The organism is Mesobacillus campisalis, from assembly GCF_000986785.1.
Taxonomy (GTDB): domain Bacteria; phylum Bacillota; class Bacilli; order Bacillales; family Cytobacillaceae; genus Mesobacillus_B; species Mesobacillus_B campisalis.
Window position 1 is genome coordinate 135339 of sequence record NZ_LAYY01000011.1, and the last position, 19265, is coordinate 154603.

Annotated in this window: 17 protein-coding genes and 1 riboswitch; of the genes, 11 read left to right on the plus strand and 6 right to left on the minus strand. The window is 45.3% G+C overall.

Features of this window, described 5'->3' with window-relative positions:
* The first annotated feature begins 18 nt into the window (after positions 1-18).
* From WQ57_RS27205 to WQ57_RS12030, 3 genes are all read left to right on the plus strand, one after another.
* Positions 19-102, plus strand: coding sequence for a putative holin-like toxin (locus WQ57_RS27205; RefSeq protein ID WP_277620291.1), 84 nt, complete (start codon positions 19-21; stop codon positions 100-102).
* 294 nt (positions 103-396) lie between these two features.
* The gene (locus tag WQ57_RS12020) at positions 397-1290 is read left to right on the plus strand and encodes an MBL fold metallo-hydrolase (protein ID WP_046524017.1); all 894 of its coding nucleotides are present in this window, start codon (positions 397-399) and stop codon (positions 1288-1290) included.
* Between the two features lie 619 nt (positions 1291-1909).
* Positions 1910-2878 (plus strand): NERD domain-containing protein, encoded by a 969-nt coding sequence (locus WQ57_RS12030; protein ID WP_046524019.1) that lies wholly within the window; start codon positions 1910-1912, stop codon positions 2876-2878.
* Between the two features lies 1 nt (position 2879).
* Here WQ57_RS12030 and WQ57_RS12035 read toward each other — a convergent pair whose 3' ends face one another.
* Complete coding sequence (locus WQ57_RS12035; protein ID WP_241481524.1) at positions 2880-3959, minus strand: DUF2515 domain-containing protein; 1080 nt, start codon at positions 3957-3959, stop codon at positions 2880-2882.
* A 68-nt stretch (positions 3960-4027) separates the two neighbouring features.
* On the opposite strand from WQ57_RS12035, the gene shc reads away from it, so the two are divergent.
* The gene (shc, locus tag WQ57_RS12040) at positions 4028-5902 is read left to right on the plus strand and encodes a squalene--hopene cyclase (RefSeq protein ID WP_046524021.1); all 1875 of its coding nucleotides are present in this window, start codon (positions 4028-4030) and stop codon (positions 5900-5902) included.
* Positions 5903-5938: 36 nt separating this feature from the next.
* Here shc and WQ57_RS12045 read toward each other — a convergent pair whose 3' ends face one another.
* Both WQ57_RS12045 and WQ57_RS12050 read right to left on the minus strand, forming a co-directional pair.
* Positions 5939-7375, minus strand: coding sequence for a carbon starvation CstA family protein (locus WQ57_RS12045; RefSeq protein ID WP_046524022.1), 1437 nt, complete (start codon positions 7373-7375; stop codon positions 5939-5941).
* A gap of 209 nt (positions 7376-7584) precedes the next feature.
* Positions 7585-8385, minus strand: a complete 801-nt coding sequence (locus WQ57_RS12050) for a hypothetical protein (protein WP_046524023.1) — start codon at positions 8383-8385, stop codon at positions 7585-7587.
* A gap of 151 nt (positions 8386-8536) precedes the next feature.
* On the opposite strand from WQ57_RS12050, the gene pepF reads away from it, so the two are divergent.
* The gene (gene pepF / locus WQ57_RS12055; RefSeq protein ID WP_046524024.1) at positions 8537-10324 is read left to right on the plus strand and encodes an oligoendopeptidase F; all 1788 of its coding nucleotides are present in this window, start codon (positions 8537-8539) and stop codon (positions 10322-10324) included.
* A 60-nt stretch (positions 10325-10384) separates the two neighbouring features.
* Here pepF and WQ57_RS26645 read toward each other — a convergent pair whose 3' ends face one another.
* Positions 10385-10522, minus strand: a complete 138-nt coding sequence (locus WQ57_RS26645) for a hypothetical protein (RefSeq protein ID WP_156183122.1) — start codon at positions 10520-10522, stop codon at positions 10385-10387.
* A 131-nt stretch (positions 10523-10653) separates the two neighbouring features.
* Positions 10654-10739: riboswitch (cyclic di-GMP riboswitch) on the minus strand.
* Positions 10740-10939: 200 nt separating this feature from the next.
* Here WQ57_RS26645 and WQ57_RS12060 point away from each other — a divergent pair.
* The 5 genes from WQ57_RS12060 (at position 10940) to WQ57_RS12080 (ending at position 16047) form a co-directional block, all read left to right on the plus strand.
* Complete coding sequence (locus WQ57_RS12060; protein WP_046524025.1) at positions 10940-11947, plus strand: NADP-dependent oxidoreductase; 1008 nt, start codon at positions 10940-10942, stop codon at positions 11945-11947.
* A gap of 188 nt (positions 11948-12135) precedes the next feature.
* The gene (locus tag WQ57_RS26210; protein ID WP_241481525.1) at positions 12136-12384 is read left to right on the plus strand and encodes a DUF2187 family protein; all 249 of its coding nucleotides are present in this window, start codon (positions 12136-12138) and stop codon (positions 12382-12384) included.
* A gap of 384 nt (positions 12385-12768) precedes the next feature.
* Positions 12769-13614, plus strand: coding sequence for a pyrroline-5-carboxylate reductase (proC, locus tag WQ57_RS12070; RefSeq protein WP_046524027.1), 846 nt, complete (start codon positions 12769-12771; stop codon positions 13612-13614).
* Positions 13615-13644: 30 nt separating this feature from the next.
* Positions 13645-14766 (plus strand): glutamate 5-kinase, encoded by a 1122-nt coding sequence (gene proB, locus WQ57_RS12075; protein WP_046524028.1) that lies wholly within the window; start codon positions 13645-13647, stop codon positions 14764-14766.
* An 18-nt stretch (positions 14767-14784) separates the two neighbouring features.
* Positions 14785-16047 (plus strand): glutamate-5-semialdehyde dehydrogenase, encoded by a 1263-nt coding sequence (locus WQ57_RS12080; RefSeq protein ID WP_046524029.1) that lies wholly within the window; start codon positions 14785-14787, stop codon positions 16045-16047.
* A 60-nt stretch (positions 16048-16107) separates the two neighbouring features.
* Here WQ57_RS12080 and WQ57_RS12085 read toward each other — a convergent pair whose 3' ends face one another.
* The gene (locus WQ57_RS12085; RefSeq protein ID WP_046524030.1) at positions 16108-16578 is read right to left on the minus strand and encodes a hypothetical protein; all 471 of its coding nucleotides are present in this window, start codon (positions 16576-16578) and stop codon (positions 16108-16110) included.
* Positions 16579-16817: 239 nt separating this feature from the next.
* On the opposite strand from WQ57_RS12085, the gene WQ57_RS12090 reads away from it, so the two are divergent.
* Positions 16818-17633, plus strand: coding sequence for an undecaprenyl-diphosphate phosphatase (locus WQ57_RS12090; protein WP_046524047.1), 816 nt, complete (start codon positions 16818-16820; stop codon positions 17631-17633).
* Positions 17634-17683: 50 nt separating this feature from the next.
* Here WQ57_RS12090 and WQ57_RS25700 read toward each other — a convergent pair whose 3' ends face one another.
* Positions 17684-19165, minus strand: a complete 1482-nt coding sequence (locus WQ57_RS25700; RefSeq protein ID WP_052948733.1) for a cytochrome D1 domain-containing protein — start codon at positions 19163-19165, stop codon at positions 17684-17686.
* Between the last annotated feature and the right edge of the window lie 100 nt (positions 19166-19265).

Consider the following 19265-nt stretch of genomic DNA (forward strand, 5'->3'; position numbering starts at 1 on the left):
GTGAAAGGGGGTGGTGCTGTGACCGTCTACCAAGCGCTAACGCTAATGATTGCTTTTGCCAGTTTAGTTGTTACGATTATCGCTTTAACACAAAAAAAGTAACCCACCCTTGAGCCTGCCAGCATTTAGAGTGGATTACGTCCTGATTTATTTGCTGATGCCCCTTGAAGGAACATGCTATTGCATGACCGTTTGGTGTTGCGAGCACCGGCGGTCTTTTTTAATATATGTGTATTTCCTCTTTTTATTATACCTAAAAATATGAGATAAGACAATTGACTTATGCTTGCTTACATAATGGCAGGATGTTTTAGGAAGCAGATTGGTTGAAAATTTGGATAAATATGCTATAATGAATGAATATTCATTCATCAGACGTATAGAGAGGGGATCTAAATGGATCGGATAGGACCTATAATGATTGTGGAGGGACCCAATAACAGCAGCAAAGTCCCTTTTTCGCGCAGCCTGTATATTGACAGCCAGGAAAAGGTGCTAATTGATTCCGGTGCTGATCCTAAAGCCCTTTTAGCAATCCACCAGGAACTCGGCATCAATCGGATTGTCAATACTCATTACCATCCGGACCATACCGCCCATAACCACCTGTTTCCGTCTGCCGTGAAAATGATCAATCCAATTGAATTTGAACATTCGCTGACAATTGACGGGGTTGCCAGGGCGAACGGCATTAATCAGGAGTGGGGCCAAAAAGGGGTAGAGTTGTGGAAGAAGCAGCTGCCGCAGGAATGGGTGCAAAACCTGGGAGCGATTACGGAGACATATGAGTATGAAGAGGAATATTCGTTCGGAGGAATTAAAGTCGTTTTTCTACATACTCCGGGGCACACAAGCGGACTTTCCTGCCCATACTTTCCTGATCTCGGCGTCGTCTTTGTCGGCGATTACGATATGACATCCTTTGGGCCCTGGTACAACGGAACTGACGGCGATATCGATGATTTTATCAAGTCGGCAAAACGGCTGCTTGAGCTGGACGCCGAAACCTATATCACGGGCCATCAAAAAGGGATTTTTACCCGCCGAGAGTTTATCGCGGCCATGGAAAGGTACCTAACGGTGATTGACAAACGAGATGAACTTGTCGGGAAATATGTGCGCCAGGGGCTAAACTTTGAGGAGCTGACCAGCCTGGGAATCTTTTACCCGAAAAAAGCCCTTCAGCGGCCGCTTATGAAAACCTGGGAGCGAAGCGGCATCCGAAAGCATTTGGACAGGCTGGGACTGAGCGTGCAGGAAGAGGGCGAAGTGCTTTTAAAAGCGAAATAAGAATAGGATAAGGTGCAGGAACCCCCGTGTCGTGGAGATGTGGGGGTTTTGGTTTGTGGAAAAGGGTGATTGTAGTGAGGAAGTGTGGTTTTGTTGTAAGTGCCGTTGGTTTTGTCGTAAGTGCTCTCAATTTTGTCGTAAGATGTTGTTGCTTTGTCGTAAAGCCCGGGTTTTTGCAGTAAGGATAGATGGAGGCGCATCATTTGAAGTAAAGCGCAGGGATTTTGTTGTAAGTGCCGTTGGTTTTGTCGTAAGTGCTCTCAATTTTGTCGTAAGATGCTGTTGCTTTGTCGTAAAGACTGGGGTTTTTGCAGTTAGGGAAGGTGGAGAGGCATCAATTGAAATAAAGCGCAGGGATTTTGTTGTAAGTGTAGTTAGTTTTGTCGTAAGTGCCCTTAATTTTGTCGTAAGAAGGTGCCATTTCGTCGTAAAGCCCGAGTTTTTGCAGTGAAAGCTATAATGCACTACTTGTAAGTAAAATACAGTGTACTCTCTTCCTGCATTTTTGATCCGTCATCGGTTCAAAAAGACATAAAAAGTTCAAATAAAATGAGTATCTTATATAGGGAAGATTACCAGGCGCCGAGAATTGTAGATATATCAGAAAGGGGGAATACATTTGTTTGATAAAGAACTCGAGATACCGATTAATTTATTAAAAGCAGAGGCACTGGCGGGCAGGCTGCCGGAAGACCACCCACAGCGAGAGGAAATTGATGGCTTGGTCAAGAAATTAAGATCAGGATACAATGGGGAAAAAGTTTTAAACTACTATTTAAGCCTTCTACCTGAAAAAAGGTATTATATCTACCACGGTCTCCGCCTTCCTGCCCGTAATTCTTTTTTTCAGATCGACGCGCTGCTGCTCTCCTCGAAATTCATTCTCATTATAGAAGGCAAAAATCATTCCGGGAAAATTACAATTGAACGGAATCAAATGATCCAGGAATATGGTGACTTAAAAGAGGTGTATGAAGATCCTGTTGCGCAAGTTCAGCGCCATAAGCTGTTACTAAGGTATTTCCTTGAAAAATCTCATCTCGCTGATATCCCCATCTTTTACCTGGTAGCTATGACCCGTTCTTCAACGGAACTAACCATCTCTCCTAATTATCACGAAGCACTGAAGTCGGTGTGCAGAGCCTATCATTTACTGAGTAAAATGGAAGAACTTGAACGAGCAGATCTAAAGTCCAGCATGGATGATAAAACACTTTCAAAAATCAGGAAACTGCTTTTTAAATCACATGTTCCACTATCTAGCAACCTTATGCAGCAATATCGAATCTCTTTCTCTGAACTTGTAAAAGGCGTACGATGCCCTTTTTGCAGCTTCATTCCGATGAATTATCATAGAAACTCCTGGCATTGCCCTCATTGCCACGCCATTTCAAAAGATGCGCATTTAATAGGAATAAATGATTATTTTTTCCTAATAAAGTCGAGATTCACCAACCCGGAATTACGGGAATTTCTCCTGCTGCCATCCTCCCGTTCCACGACTTACCTTTTATCCTTGCTTAACCTGCCTAATACAGGAATCAAAAGAGCTCGTTACTATCTGTTAGAAAATCCTTTGGAACCTTAATTTATTCCACCACCTCCCCCAATATCCCAGCCAGCTCCAATTTCCTTAGTGTGCTGCAATACTCAGCCTCAATCTCCCCGCCCAAGCTTTCCAGAGAGCCTTCAAGATAAGAAAGGACATTTGAGTCTTTGTACCAGTCGCCGGGTTCCACTTTTTCGTGTTTTCGGTCTTTCCACGAGAATTCGAGTTTGGGGCTGTAGATGCGCGGGGAGCCAGGCGTGAGTTTGCAGGAAATCAGCCTAGGCTTTAGCGCCAAACCTGGCATTCCTTCATCAACGGAGTTGAAAAGGTGGGGCCAGTAGTCCTTGCGTGAACCGGTATGAGTTGTTGATGATGCCCACTTTTCCACCATTTTCAAGCCGCTGCCAAACAAAATCCCATATAACCGTTTCCCGATGAGAATCCGCTCATGCAGACGTTCAAACTGGTGGACAGTAGCACCGGCAAGTTTAACTTTCCCGCCCTTCACATATGGAAATAGAATATGGTTCATTGAAAGCAGGTCCTGCATCTTAAACTCAACCGTACTAAAAACAGCCTGGTAACCGGGATGTTGCACCACCCTCGACTCCAGGTAATTTTGTTCATTGACAATCAGCGCCATCGTCAGTAAATAAGAATCACGCTCTTGCCAAAAGAAATCCCAAGCACATTTCATAAAAAAGGAAACATGGAGTGCGGGCAACAAATGAAAAAGGGGCTTCTTCCTTTTGGAACTTTCTTCATATAACAGCAGCTGCGGATACGCGTCCTGGAAGATCAGCCAGTTGCTTCGTTCCAGGAAGGAAAAAAAGGTTTCTCTTTCACTTCGGTCCATCAGCCGGGAATGGAGGCTGCCTTTCAGGTCCGTCATATTCCATCCTCCATTCCTTGACACCATATGCGCTAAAAACGACCAATGGATTGCGGGATTCCTTCTGTAAAAATCCAGATAGGCCTTCGTCCGTGTTACATTATTTTTGTTTAACAGGGATGTTTCGTCCACAATTTTCTTGACCATTTTTTCATCGCTTTTCGTTAAGGCTGGAGGGACCTGCTTCTTTTGCTTCAATTGCTTTTTTAGTTGTGAAAGTTTCCTCAAGATGAAAGCCCCCTTCATGAATTCTCTTTCTCTGATCCGAATATGTATGGTGCGAGGGGAGTGATAAGGTGAAGAAGGATATTGAAACAGGCATTCAGGGACTCATTGACAAGCTGAGGAACGATCAATCTCCCAATGGAACATGGAATTATCCGTTTGAGACAGGAGTTTCTACGGATTGCTTTATGATTATTTTATTAAGGACGCTTCAGATCAATGATGAAAAATTCATCAAAGTGCTGGCAGAGCGGATTATGAGCAAACAAGAGGAAAATGGGGCGTGGAAGCTTTATAGAGACGAAGGGGATAGCAATCTTTCCGCAACAGTGGAAGCCTATTATGCGCTTCTCTATTCCGGCTATTATGATAAAAAGGACAGGAGGCTCAAGGCTGCCAAACGGTATATTGTCAATAAAGGGGGTCCCGGGCAAGCCCATATGTTCACGAAAATCTTGCTGGCCCTTACTGGACAATATAAATGGCCCAATTTTTTCCCTATTCCGGTGGAGGTGATTCTGCTTCCAGCCTCTTTTCCAATCAACTTTTACCAATTCTCAGTATACGGAAGGGCACACTTGGCACCCATTATGGTTCTTGCAGACCGGAAATTTCAGCTGAAGACGACCCGGAGCCCCGACCTCAACGAGCTGGGGGCCTATCGGGAGGAAGAATTTTTTAACCAGGATGATTACCGTCTGCTGCATTCGGCACTGAAAAAAGCAATCAAGAAGCTGATTGGCCTCCCAGCCCTGCTTCATCAGCTGGCCATTGAAAAGACGAAAGAATATATGCTAAGCCATATAGAGAAGGATGGTACTTTTTTCACCTATTTCAGTTCGACGTTTCTGATGATTTTCGCTTTGCTTGCGATGGGGTATTCGAAAACGCATCCTGTTATCACCAACGCGGTGGCGGGCTTAAAAGCAATGAAAACCAATATAGACGGACTGCAGCATGTGCAGTTCACAACCGCTACCATCTGGAATACATCCCTAATCAGTTATGCTCTGCAGGAGACAGGAGTCAAGGAAACAGACCCGATGATCGCAAAGGCAAACACTTATTTGCTAAATCGCCAGCATATCAAATACGGTGACTGGGTGATCCATAACCCAAACGCCATGCCCGGGGGATGGGGCTTTGGAGACCACAACACATTCGTTCCGGATGTGGATGATACGACAGCTTCCTTAAGGAGCATTGCCCGAAAAGTGCACAGTGACCACGCTTTCCGGGCTTCATGGGATAGAGGGGTTCTTTGGCTGCTATCGATGCAGAACAAAGACGGTGGCTGGGCTGCGTTTGAAAAAAACACCGACAGCCAGCTGATCAGCCTTTTGCCTGTTGAGAAGGGAGAATATCTTCTCACTGACCCGTCAACCCCCGATTTAACAGGCCGCACACTGGAGTTTCTCGGAAACTATACAAATCTGTCACATTCCCATCCTGCCATCCATAAAGCGGTCCGGTGGCTTGAACTGCATCAGAAAAAAGACGGCTCCTGGTATGGCCGCTGGGGAATCTGCTATATCTATGGCACCTGGGCTGCCCTTACCGGACTCAGTGCCGTTGGTGTGCAGCCCACTCACCACAGCGTGCAGAAAGCAGTCAACTGGCTGGAGAGGATCCAGAATGAGGACGGGGGCTGGGGAGAGTCATGTAAAAGTGATGAGGCCCGGAAATATGTTCCGTTGAATGCAAGCACCCTGACCCACACAGCCTGGGCGGTCGATGCCCTTCTTTCTCTTTCGGCCAAACCAACGAAAACGATAAACAGAGGGATTGATTTTTTAACCAATCATCTTGAGCGCGACGATTGGACGACGAATTATCCAAAGGGCCAGGGAATGGCGGGGAACTTCTATATGCATTATCACAGCTACAGATATCTTTACCCGCTCCTAGCCTTGGCCCATTACAAAAACAAATTTTTGAACACTTAAAAGGGAACCTCTTTGCAAGGTTCCCTGTTTTGTTGCTTAAGCTGCTTTTATGGATTTAGCTCCATTGTTGAGCCGGCGGTATTTGATGATTTGAACCCAATACCATCCTGCAACTGCCAGAGTAAGAATCGAGCCGATAATCATGGAAGTCTGATAAGGAAGGCTGAATCCTTCCGGTGCATAAAAGATATAAGTGCAGACCACACCGGTCATAAACATAGCCGGAATGCCGCAAATCCAGTGAAACTTGTTATTCTTCATCAGGTACACCGCTCCAGTCCAAAGCATAACGGTTGCCACCACCTGGTTTGTCCAGCCTACATATCTCCAAAGGAAGGAGTAATCAATTGTTGAAAGGTAAAAGGTTGGGATGGCGACAGCCAGTGTCGTCAGAATGACCTTCCATTTTTCAGTAATCAGCGTAACCGATGAAAGGGCATCAGTCAGAATCATTCGCGATGAACGGAGAGCTGTATCACCAGTTGTAATCGGAAGAATGATAACACCAAGGATTGCCAGAATTCCACCAAACGAACCAAGCAGTGATTGTGAAATCTCATTTACTGCTCCAGCAGGTCCACCTGCAGCAAGTGTTTCCTGCAGTCCAGCTGTACCACCGAAGAATGTCATTCCCGCAGCGGCCCAAATCATCGCAATAATTCCTTCGGCGACCATTGCCCCATAAAATACTTTGCGTCCTTCTGATTCTTTCTTCAAAGTCCTCGATACAATTGGGCTTTGTGTACAATGGAAACCGGAGATGGCACCGCATGAGATGGTAACCATCAGCAACGGCCAAATTGGAAGTTCCCCAGGGTGGAGATTCTCAAATGTCAGGTTGGGAATTTGCTTTCCGCTGAACAACAGGGCAATCCCGACCGAAACCGCCATGACGATCAGGACGACGCCAAAAACGGGATAAAGCTTTCCAATGATCCGGTTTACAGGCAGCAAGGCAGCCAGCAAGAAATAGACAAACACGACACCTAATGATCCAATAAAGCTAAGCGGCGTGATACTTGAAATCAATTGGGCCGGACCTGCAGTAAAGGCAGCAGCCACAAGAATCATTAGGATGACTGAGATTACATTTATAACTTTCCTCATAGGCTGGCCAAGATATCGGCCAACAAGGTTTGGAAATTGTGCTCCATTATGGCGTAAGGAAAGCATTCCTGAAAAATAATCATGCACGGCACCGGCAAAAATACATCCAATAACAATCCAAATAAAAGCTACCGGCCCGTAAAGCGCTCCGGCGATGGCCCCAAAAATGGGTCCGAGACCGGCAATATTCAAAAGCTGGATGAGACTCCCTTTCCACCAGCTCATTGGTACAAAATCATATCCATCATTGTTTTTGTAAGCTGGCGTTCGGTTTTGGTCATCGATTCCAAAAATGCGTTCAACCACCTTGGAATAGACGATATACCCGACAACAAGCAAACCAATTGATGCCAAAAAAGTAACCATTATGCAACCTCCTGAAAACTGTTAATCTGTCAGAACTTTTTGACTAGAATTAGTTTACAAGATAAACGATTATAAAATCAACCATTTTCAGAAAAAAATATTATTTCAAAAAAATGAAACGTTTTCATATGCATAGTGGCCTGTATGGTTTGGAGACGGAATAATATTTGAGATGGAAACAGGAGAATAATAAAAAAAGCTAGAGGCTTCTAGCTTTTATGGATTTTGGATGGGTTATTCACTTTGTAGTGCACTGGTTCCTCAATGATGAATGCCTCTTCGGCATCTTTTCCTTTTGCCAGTTTCTTTTTAACAATTTTCCCGTCAAACTCCAGCTTGTCCCCGGGAGAAAGTTCCAGCTTTTTAAGGGTTTTGGAATGGGAGCACCAGGCCAGTCCTATCTCAATCACTGGATCTTGCTGGATAACAACGTTTTCCAGCACCACTACTTCATCATTTTCTTCATTGAACGGATTCCAGGTTAGGGCAAACTGCTTCACTTCTGCCGTGAAATGCACCTTATCTGCGGGAAGTTCGAGTTTAGGTGCTTTTTCTTTCTTTTCAGCTGTTTTTTTCGGACTAGCGGATACCTTTTTCTCGGCTGGAGGAGCCTTCTTTTCTTTGGCAGGCTCGACCGGTTCGGTTTCTCTCCCTGCTGTCTGCACTGCAGGCGCACTGTCAGCGATGACTGCCTTTCCGAAACTCGACGACTGCATCTCCTTTAAATAAGCAGGGTGGATGCAGCTAAGGTTCCCATCCTGAAATTCAATGATAATGGTGTAAAATTCTCCTGTTGTTCCGTATGACTGATATCCTTTGATGGTCACAAGACGCTGATGATCCTTTTCCTTGTACCAAAACTCTTTTTTTACGTTTTTCCCCGACGATAAGCCCCATTCCTTTACCATTTCGGCATAATGGTCATCGTCTATAAAGGTTTGAATATCTCCCTCGGGGGGAAGGTAGGCTGTACGATTCAGGTCTTCAATATGTGGCAATATGATCGCCATCGTTCCACATCCTTTCACTTTTATTGTACACCAAACCGTATCAGGGCAAAATGATTTGAACATTGTTGTGTTTCATTTGATTGTGTTAGCAGGTAATCATTAGAATATATTCAAGTAATAGCTTAATCCTAAGCACATGAGGAGGATTGCGATGACAATGTACAGCAGCAGGGCAGAAGTGCCTTTGGAGGAGAAATGGAATCTTGATGACCTATATTCAGACCTGGCCCAATGGGAAGAAGATTACCGGCAAATAGAAGAGATGGCCGGGAAACTAAAGGAATTGGATGGAAAGATCCAGGATGGGTCAAGTTTGTACCAGTATTTGAAACTGCGCGAAGAGCTGTCGTTTCAGTTTGGGAAATTATATGCTTTTGCGATGCTGAAGGTGGATGAAGATACGAGGGAAACAACTTCCCAGTCCTATTTGGACCGCGCTAAGCAGCTAAGCGTTAAGGTGAGTGCGGCAACTTCCTTTTTCATGCCGTACCTGCTGAGCCTTGAGGAAGAAACGCTAAAAGGGTACATAGCTGGTGAAGAGGGCTTATCCTATTTTGAAGAAGACCTATGGGAATCGTTCCGCTATAAGCCTCATGTCCTTAACAGGGACCAGGAAGCGGTACTGTCCCAGCTTGGTGAAGCGCTGTCGGTACCTGGAAATACTTTTGGGATGATCAACAATGCCGATATCAGCTTCGGCGAAGTGACGAATGACCAGGGAGAGAAAATTAAACTGACGAGGGGCATGTATGCAAAGCTGATTGAGGATGAAGACCGAAAAAAGCGGCGGGAAGCCTATAAAGCGTATTATCAGCCATATCTTCAGCTGAAAAATACGATTGCTTCCACACTTGCAGGTGCCATTAAAAACAATGTCACGATGGCGAGGATTAGGCAGTATCCGTCTGCTTTGGAAAAGGCGCTGTTTGGTGACAACGTGCCTAAGGAAGTATATGATAATCTAATTTCGACGACAAAAGAGAATATCGCGACGATGCACAGGTATACAGAAATCCGCAAGCAAAAATTGCAGCTTGATGAACTTCGCCAGTATGACTTAAGCGTCCCGCTTGTAAGCGGGGTAAAACCGGAAATTTCCTACGAGGAAGCCTACGATATCATGTGCAAAGCACTTGCCCCTTTAGGGGAAGAGTATCTGGCCATCCTGAAGGAGTTTAAAAAGGGACGCTACCTCGATGTCCGTGAAACAGAAGGGAAGCGTTCGGGGGCCTACAATCTGGGTGTCTACGGGGTCCATCCTTACATCCTCCTGAACCACCAGGATGATCTTGACAGCCTGTTCACGCTTGTCCACGAGTGCGGACACGGAGTCCACAGCTGGCTGAGCTCCAAGCACCAGCCGCAGATTTCGGCACGCTACAGCATCTTTGTCGCTGAAGTGGCATCAACGGTGAATGAAGTGCTGCTGATCAATTATTTATTGAACAATGAGCAGGATGAAGACGTTCGAAAGCACCTGATCAACCATTTTATTGACCAATTTAAAGGAACTTTCTTTACTCAGGTGATGTTTGCCGAGTTTGAGAAGAAAACACATGAAATGGCAGAGAAGGGTCAGCCTTTGAACGTGGACGTATTCAATAGGACTTATGAACAACTGTTCCGCGAATACAATGGCGATGAAGTGGTATTTGACGAAGAAGTTAAGTACGGCTGGTCAAGGATTCCCCATTTTTACCGTCCATTCTATGTATACAAATATGCGACAGGCTATGCTTCGGCGATCCATTTGGCAACTAAAATACTGGAAGGGGATAAAGAGACGTTAACCTCTTATCTGGAGTTCCTCAAAAGCGGAAGCGCCGATTATCCACTGGAGCTGTTAAAAAAGACAGGGGTAGACCTAACTTCTCCGGAACCAATCCAGAACGCTTTAAAGAAATTTTCTCAATTGGTTGAGGAGTTTTCACGCATCTAGAGAACAAAAAAAGGAAAGGAGCATGCCTCCTTTCCTTTTTAGCTCACGGATTCAATCAGGTTACACATCAATTGCTTTCCCGATTACCTGGATATCCCTATAAATTTGTTCTTTCTTTTTTTGGTCCTGGCAATTCCTATAATCCGTAAACAGCTGGCCAAGTTTCTCGATTAACTTCAGAATTTCTGTATTGCTCATGGCTACCTCCTCATTTTCAGGGAAGTATAAAGAAATTCAGCCTATGTACCTAGTTTTAATTGATTGGAAAAAATCTGCATGAGAAGATTTCCAATCAAAATGATCAGAGTGGAAGGGTACATTCCATCATAATCGGTAGCTGGCTGGCGTGGTATCTTATACTTTAGCCCCTATAGCTTTGCGTCTCCATTTTTCAATGGATTTGCCTTTATCAAGAATGATTTGTTGTTTACTATTGATATTTTAACATGTTTATACTGTTTTACCAATAGAAAAGGCCTAGATTGGTATATTACATTTAAATGACAATAGAGAAAAAGTGCCATCTTTATAGAAAGGTATTTGACAACTTATTTAAAAATTCGGAAAAAAGTAGTATGATGTTGTTAAGGTTTCGATCAAACAGGAGGAGATGTTATGCTTAACCGGAAAATCCTATTAAAAAGCAGGCCGGTGGGGATGCCTGATGAAAGCAATTTTGAATGGGTCGAGAGCAGTGTTCCCGAGATTACGGACGGGGAAGTGCTCATCCAGTCCATTTACATATCAGTGGACCCCTATATGCGCGGCCGGATGTCCGCTGCCAAATCCTATGCGAAGCCATATGAGGTTGGGGAGCCGTTTATGGGGGGAATTGTTGGGAAAGTGCTAGATTCCAGGAATCCGAGGTTCGAAGCAGGCATGTATGTCGAAGGAAGGCTGGACTGGGCGGAATACAATGTAAGCGATGGCAGTGATATCCGTAAGATCCATCCCGGCCGGGCGCCGATATCCACGGCCCTTCATGTTCTGGGCATGCCTGGCCTGACAGCCTACTTTGGACTTTTACATATTGGGCAGCCAAAGGAAGGAGAGACAGTGGTCGTTTCCGGTGCTTCCGGCGCAGTTGGCATGATTGTCGGGCAAATTGCAAAGCTGAAAGGATGCCGTGTTGTAGGCATTGCCGGGTCGGACGAAAAATGCGCCTACATCACCGATGAACTGGAATTTGATGCGGCTATCAATTACAAAACGGCAGGAAATCTGCGCGGAGCCTTAAAGGAAGCTTGTCCAAATGGCGTCGATGTTTATTTTGACAATGTTGGCGGAAGCGTTACCGACGCCGTTATGACGCTGATTAACTTTCAGGCGAGAATTATCATCTGCGGCCAAATTTCCCAATACAATCTGGAAAGGCCTGAAATGGGCCCGCGGGTGATGGGGCAATTGCTGACCACCAGTTCAATGATGAAAGGCTTTATCGTTTCGGACTATGCCGAGCATAATAAAGAAGCGTTGACACAGTTGGCTCAATGGGTACAGGATGGGAAGATAAAGTATCGGGAGAATATCGTTGAGGGTTTCGAAAACACGGTGGACGCCTTCCTGGGATTGTTCCGCGGAGATAATATTGGCAAGCAGCTGGTGAAAGTTGGAGAGGAATAGATCTGCTGTTCCTGCTTTCACTTTGATACTTTTGTATTGCATTTACATTACAACCACACATAATACTGCATTCTTTCCCCCTTCCTGCCATATTGATGTAGGGAGGGGGCCTGCAACTTAAAGAATGTAAGCCCTTACAATAAGTGCGCGAAAAAAACCATGTAAGAAATGTTAACAACAGGAATGAAATGGAAGCAGTTGGCGATTATTATCTAAATAATAAAACATTGGGGAAAGGTGAGATGAAGATGGAGGCAGCAATGAAAATGAGGATCGCGGATATTGGGGACGAGATTGTTTCCAATAAGGGAATCAAAGGGAAGGTGGAAATGGTGAAGGAAAACTCGGTCATCATTGAAATCCTCGAAAACCTTTCAGATCGCGAATATGTGAATAACCGGACAGTGGTGTCACATAAGAATTATGTGATTATCTAATAAGTGCAAACAGACATTCCAGATAAAAAAGGGGTAGGGAATTCTAAGCTTTCGAGGGAGTTTAGAGGGCCCGATCCCTGCTTATCAGCTCGGGCAGGAACTACAAAAGTGGTTTCAAACCTAAAACGGAAGATGCCTTGCTTCGATTTTGAAGCAAGGCATTTTTTATTGGTGATTAAAAATTCAAATTATTGGCTGTCACCCGTTATTTCCCCCTTAGAGGGTCTCTGGAGAACTCACCTCTTGATGACAGCGTTTACACTCTATCTTTGGCTCTTTTTCTCATGACTTTCCCTTATTCCCTTGAATCTGATTATCAGCGTGTTAGTATAAAAACATCGTGAAAAAACAGAACAAAAAAGCGAACAGATTAGGAGTGAGGGAATGTTTAAGGATAAAAAGATTGTCTTTTTGGGTGCAGGGTCAATGGCGGAGGCCATGATTGCAGGGATGTCAGCAAGCGGCATTGTCAAACCTGCCCAGATTACCGTTTCAAATAACAGCAACACCGAGCGACTGAAACAGCTTCAGAGAAAATATGGCATACATGGAGTGCCGAAGGAAGAACTTTGTTATGAGAATATGGATGTTGTGATTTTGGCAATGAAGCCAAAGGATGCTGAAAATGCGCTAATTTCTTTAAATCATCATTTGCGTCCCCATCAGCTGGTGTTATCGGTCCTGGCAGGCATCTCAACCTCGTTCATGGAAGACCTTCTCCCATATGGCCAACAGGTGGTCAGGGTCATGCCCAACACTTCAAGCATGATTGGCGAATCAGCTACAGCAATTTCCCCTGGAAAACATACATCACAGCAAAATCTTTCAATTGCGCAACGGCTCCTTCAATGCATTGGGGAAGTATTCATTATCAATGAAAGCCAAATGGACATTTTTACCGGCATTGCCGGCAGCGGTCCAGCGTATTTCTACTATTTGATGGAGCATATGGAAAAGGCAGGACAAAGCGGCGGTCTGGACCAGGAGACTACCCGCCAGATTATAGCCCAGACGATTCTGGGTGCTGCCCGAATGATACAGGAACAGGAAGAGTCTCCTGAAGTGCTCAGGGAAAAGGTGACCTCCCCTAACGGAACTACTGCAGCTGGTCTGGAAGCCCTTAGCAAAAACGGCGGCGGAAAGGCCATTTCCCGTGCGGTTAAACAGGCAGCGCAGCGGTCCAAGGAAATCAGTGCCCAGCTTGAAACGAAAAAACTGAAAGTTATTTAGTACCAAAAAATAATACAAAGGTGTGATAATATGACCTCTAGCAAGAGGCAGCAGCGCGTAGTCATCAAAATAGGGAGCAGTTCGTTAACAAGCCGGCATGGAGAAATCAGCAGGAGGAAGCTGGAAAAACTGGCAGATGAGGTTGTCATGCTGAAGGACGAAGGACATGAAGTGGTATTGGTTTCGTCCGGCGCAGTGGCGGCCGGCTACCGGAAGCTTGGCTGCCTGAAGCGGCCCGAAACACTGCCTGAAAAGCAGGCAGCGGCATCCATTGGCCAAGGACTGCTTATTGAAGCATATTCTGAAATCTTTGTTTCCCACGGTTATGTTGCTTCCCAAATCCTGATTACAAGAAGTGACTTCTCTGATGAAGGGCGTTACCAAAACGTGCGGAACACGCTGAATGTATTGCTTGAAAGAGGAATCATCCCGATTGTAAATGAAAACGACACGGTGACGGTTGACCGGCTGAAATTTGGAGACAATGATACATTGTCAGCCAAAGTGGCAGGAATAGTGGATGCTGACAGGCTGATCATCCTTTCAGATATTGATGGCTTGTATAATGCGAATCCAAGAACGAATAAGGACGCCAAATTACTTGATATCGTCACTGAAATTACGCCTGAAATCGAAGCAGCCGCAGGCGGCTCGGGAAGTGCGGTAGGCACTGGCGGGATGAAATCCAAAATTGGGGCAGTCAAGATTGCGATGGCTTCCGGAATCACGACCTTCCTGGGAAAAGCCGGAACTCGCAATGTCCTGACAGACGCGGTTAAGGAAGAGGCAAGAGGCACGTATTTTAAAGCTGGAATGAAAATGGATGATTTAAACCAAAAAAAGAAATGGATTGCTTTCCACTCTGGACCTGAAGGGAACATGACCATCAGCCAAGAGGCAAGGAATATGATGATGGAAAGGAAGCAGAGTCTGATTCCCGCTGGCGTTGTTGGTGTTGAAGGAGAATTTTCCAAAGGAGCCGTCATCCGGCTGTTGGATACAGCTGGGGATGAGATAGGACTCGGAGTGGTCAACTTTTCATCTGAAGAATTGCATAACCTGGATGTTAATCCTGGTGAACAGCAAAGCCCAGTCGTGAACATGGAGGATTTCGTGAGCAGACACAGCTTCAGTTTGCCAATAGGTGTTTAAAACAACAGGAGGGATAAGATGGCGTTACTTAAGGTAAGTGAAAATGTTGAGGACCAAGCGATCGCCGCAAAACATGCGGCACGAAAGGTAAGCCTATTAACGGCTGAAGAAAAAAATGAAGCCCTGCTTAGAATTGCGGACGCTCTTGAAGCAGAGTTTGTTTCCATTCTAAACGCTAATGCTAAAGATTTGGATGCAGGCAGGCAGCAGGGATTTGAGCCAGCCTTCATGGATCGGCTGGCACTGTCAAAAGAGCGGATTACCGATTTTGCCGCAGGTTTAAGACAGGTCGCAAAACTGGAAGACCCTTCAGGCAGAATTGTTTCAAGCTGGACACTTGATAATTGTTTGCAGGTTGAAAAAATCACTGTTCCTCTTGGCGTCATTGGAATGATTTATGAAGCCCGCCCAAATGTCACAGTGGACGCTGCTGGCCTTGCGCTCAAATCAGGAAATTCGATTGTACTAAAAGGCGGTTCATCCGCTCTTCACTCAAACCAGGCGATTGTCGATGTGATGCACCGCGCCCTGGAGGAAACGAAAATCCCACAGGAAGCTGTTCAATTTGTTTTCAGCACAGACCGGGAAGCGACACAAAAGCTTTTTACGATGAAGGAACATATTGATGTCCTGATTCCACGCGGGGGAGCCTCCTTAATACAGGCAGTTGTTAACAATGCAACAGTTCCTGTGCTGGAAACAGGAGTGGGTAACTGCCATTTGTACATTGACAAGGATGCGGATCCGGCTAAGGCCATGTACATTTTAGTGAATGCTAAAACAGACAGGCCGGCGGTTTGCAACGCGGCCGAAACGGTCCTTATTCACAAGGGATGGCTTGCTTCGAATTACTCCCTGCTAAATGATACGTTAAGGGAACATAATATTTCCGTACATGGAGACGAAGCTGCTGTTAAGCTCATACCAAAAGCGATTCCTGCCGGGGAAGAAGACTGGAAAAATGAATATCTGAGCCTTGATATTGCCGTGAAAATTGTACACGATATGGAAGAAGCCATCACCCATATTGACAGATATGGAACAAAGCATTCGGAGGCTATCATTACTGAAAATAAAGAAAACGCGGAGCACTTCATGAAGCTAGTTGACGCGTCCGCTCTTTACCACAATGCTTCTACTAGATTTACAGATGGAAACGCACTTGGGTTTGGCGCCGAAATTGGCATTTCCACGCAAAAACTTCATGCCCGCGGACCGATGGGATTGCCGGCCTTAACTACCGTTAAATTTAAAATGAGGGGCAACGGCCAGGTGAGATAGCAAGAAGGGCAGGGCACTCCCGCTGATGGGGAGTGCTTTTTTACGAATCAATTCCCATTATTAACAAGCCTCGGTATTTAATGCCTTCGTTCTTAGTTCAGCTGCTTCGAGCAGGAGGGGGCTGTTTATTGTCCTGGCTGTACGCGAGAGCATGGCCAGGACTTTTTTAACCCCATTCTCATGCCCATGAATCACCGCATTTTGATCACAGCTGATTTCGGCCTGATGATTTATCTCTTTTTCTAATACAGGATGCAGGATGTGTCCTAACTCATGAAAAATGATGGCTTCTTTAATTTCTTTGTCCGAACAAAAATAAGGATAATCATAAACAACGATAATACGTAAATAATCAAGGTCATTGGATTCGAAGCAAACGGTCAGCAAGCGGTTGTCAAACTGAAACATGTTGAGCCAGAAATCACTGGGGATGCCGAAAAGAGATAGCAGCGCTTCCTTGTCTTCCAGTATCGCAACGGGCTTTTCGAGGGCATACTTTGCAGGATCCAGCACTTCACATAAACAATGCAAATGGTATTCTCCTTTGAATAGCAGGTTTGGTGGAACATTAAAGTATATGGCAGGATGTCCGTTTTAAATACTTGATTATTCTTTCTTATCAATATTGGCAATGATTGAAGGCTGCTTCTGTTTTTCGTCGGGGTCAGGAAATAGTTAAACTTGTCCCAGCGAATATGCTAAACTGTAAAAGATGTATTTTCGGGAGGAATTCCTTAAACAAAGAGATGGAAGATGAAGGAGAAATAATGATGGAGTTTGAGTTTTTAACACTGCTAAAATACTTATTCTTAGGATTGCTCCAAGGCTTTACCGAGCCTATACCTGTTTCGTCCAGCGGGCATCTGGTGCTGGCACAGTATTTTATGGGAATTGAAACGAAGAGCATGAGCTTTGAACTGCTTGTAAATGCAGGGTCGCTGATTTCGGTATTTATTATCTACTGGCATGACATCACTCGTCTTGTGAGAAACGGGCTCTCTTACATTACAACTAGGAATCCGGAATCTAAATCCGATTTTTATTTTATTATTTATTTGATTGTTGCAACCATTCCCGCCGGAATCATTGGCGTGCTTTTCAATGACCAGATTTCCGAGGCCCTGAAAGGGGTGCATGTGATTGGAATTACCCTGCTGGTCACAGGTGCGGCTCTCTTTTTGATTCGCAACCTTCGAGGCAGAAAACGCGACGGCGACCTTACCTTCAAGGATGCAATCATTGTCGGGCTTGCCCAGGCTGTTGCGCTTATCCCGGGAATCAGCCGTTCAGGAGCTACCATTGTAGCGGCAATGGGGCTTGGCATGAAACCGGAGACAGCGCTGCGCTTTTCCTTCTTGCTGTATATTCCGGTCAGCCTTGGCGGCACGCTTTTAAGCATTACCGATATCGCGAATGATCCAAATCTTGGACAGCTCTTCATTCCTTACCTGGGGGCGTTCCTTGTCTCAATCATAGCTTCCTACTTTGCCCTTAAATGGTTTATGGGAATCATGGCCAGGGGCAACCTCGTGATCTTCAGTATTTATTGTTTTATTGTCGGGACTGCAGTCCTGTTGTTTGCTTAGGTACAGAGAAAAAAGCTGCCTCAAAGATAATCTTTGAGGCAGCTTTTTTCTTATTGATTCTCGGATAATTTCTTCTCTCCGAGCCAGTTAGCGAGGATTTTTGCATCTGTTTCAGAAACAAGGCCGCTTGGCATCATGCCTTTTCCGTTGGTAATGGCATCGAGAATTTCATCTTTGGACTTGAGTCCGCCAATTGTATTTAATGCAGGTCCGCTGCCCCCATCGAGATTTGTGCCATGGCAAGTGATGCAGCTTTCTTTATATATCTTCTCTCCGGCCTCTGCAATGGAATGGGTGCCATGTGAATGGACCTCTTCGCTTGTCAGTGCAACACCGCCTCCAAGGGCTGAATAAGAAATGAACTGAATTTCATGAGGGACTCCTTCTGCTGGGATTTCGGTAATTAGCTCCCCGTTTTCCGTATCCCACACTTGGACGCCGCTCACCACTTCACCGCCGAGCTGGTAGTTATAACGCTCGTCCATTCCGTGGTTCAATGTCCAAAGTTCCCTTCCGTCGGGTGAGATGCCGGTATGGGCTGGGATGGTAGTGCCAGTTGAGTTCCAGATTATTTCATGGGTAGCAGCATCTACCTTGAAAATCTGGTTTTTGCCTGTGGTCAAATACCCGTATTTTCCATCAGGACTGAATGAAATATGGGTCGGTCCTTCCTCGAATTGGATTTTGTCCTTGATTTCCAGTGTCTTTGCATCAATAATCACTACGCTTTTTACGTCGCCCCGTACTGCAGTCCAAACTTCTTTCCCGTCCGGTGTGAGGTTAACGCCGTGAAGGCTCGCTCCTACAGGTATATCCTTCACTACTTCGTTTTTTTGCCAGTCAATGACTGTGACCTTGTCTTCCTGGTCCACACTGACAAAAAGGTAAGGGGAATCGATCGCTTTGCCATCCCAATACATGGAAGGTGAAATATAATCAGTTCCTTTTCCTGTCGGAAGGTCCTTGATTTTCTTCCTCGCCTTGACGTCAATGACGGAAACCGAATCACCATATTGGTTGGCCACATACAAATACTTGTCATCAGGAGACAAAGCGGAGTGGTGTCCGCCCTTTCCGGCTGGGACTCTCCAAAGCTCTTTGAATGTTGCCGGGTCATAGGCTATTACATACGATGGCTCGTCATAGCTAAGCCAATTTACAGTGAACATAAGCTTGAAATCTTTCGTAAAGGTGATAGCATGGGTATCATGCAGGTTAGGATATCTTTGTTCGGTGCGTTCCAGTTTCGGACCTCCTGCATCGATGGTGGTGACAAGTTTGTGGTATTTGGCGTCAATGACCCACAGTTTATTGCTGCCGCCACCGCCGACAAAAGCAATGCTTTCACTGCCAAGCTTTCCGCCAGCCAGTCTGGCTTCAAAATCCCCGGCGGCCTGCACATTCTTTGTTTCAGCAGAAACATCTTTTACTGGATCTTTTGCCTGTTCTGCTTGCGAGCAGCCGCTGATAAACAGGAATGAGGCAGCTGCGAGGGGCACTCCCCACGATAGAAGCTTTGTTTTCATTGTCATGGTTACTCTCCTTCTATATTTTGATATTGTTAAGAATGAAGGGAAATTGTGCAGAGAATATCGAGAAAGGTTTACCAAATCTTGAACATGCAGGAATTGC

Excerpts from the sequence above, each read along its gene's own strand:
- WQ57_RS12050 (WP_046524023.1), bottom strand. The coding sequence starts at position 8,385 with ATGGCGATCATATTGCCACATATTGAAGACCTGAATCGTACAGCCTAC.
- WQ57_RS26210 (WP_241481525.1), top strand. The coding sequence starts at position 12,136 with ATGGAAGCAGTTGGCGATTATTATCTAAATAATAAAACATTGGGGAAA.
- WQ57_RS25700 (WP_052948733.1), bottom strand. The coding sequence starts at position 19,165 with ATGACAATGAAAACAAAGCTTCTATCGTGGGGAGTGCCCCTCGCAGCT.
- WQ57_RS12090 (WP_046524047.1), top strand. The coding sequence starts at position 16,818 with ATGGAGTTTGAGTTTTTAACACTGCTAAAATACTTATTCTTAGGATTG.
- WQ57_RS12020 (WP_046524017.1), top strand. The coding sequence starts at position 397 with ATGGATCGGATAGGACCTATAATGATTGTGGAGGGACCCAATAACAGC.
- WQ57_RS26645 (WP_156183122.1), bottom strand. The coding sequence starts at position 10,522 with ATGAGCAATACAGAAATTCTGAAGTTAATCGAGAAACTTGGCCAGCTG.
- WQ57_RS12080 (WP_046524029.1), top strand. The coding sequence starts at position 14,785 with ATGGCGTTACTTAAGGTAAGTGAAAATGTTGAGGACCAAGCGATCGCC.
- proB (WP_046524028.1), top strand. The coding sequence starts at position 13,645 with ATGACCTCTAGCAAGAGGCAGCAGCGCGTAGTCATCAAAATAGGGAGC.
- pepF (WP_046524024.1), top strand. The coding sequence starts at position 8,537 with ATGACAATGTACAGCAGCAGGGCAGAAGTGCCTTTGGAGGAGAAATGG.
- WQ57_RS12060 (WP_046524025.1), top strand. The coding sequence starts at position 10,940 with ATGCTTAACCGGAAAATCCTATTAAAAAGCAGGCCGGTGGGGATGCCT.
- WQ57_RS12045 (WP_046524022.1), bottom strand. The coding sequence starts at position 7,375 with ATGGTTACTTTTTTGGCATCAATTGGTTTGCTTGTTGTCGGGTATATC.
- proC (WP_046524027.1), top strand. The coding sequence starts at position 12,769 with ATGTTTAAGGATAAAAAGATTGTCTTTTTGGGTGCAGGGTCAATGGCG.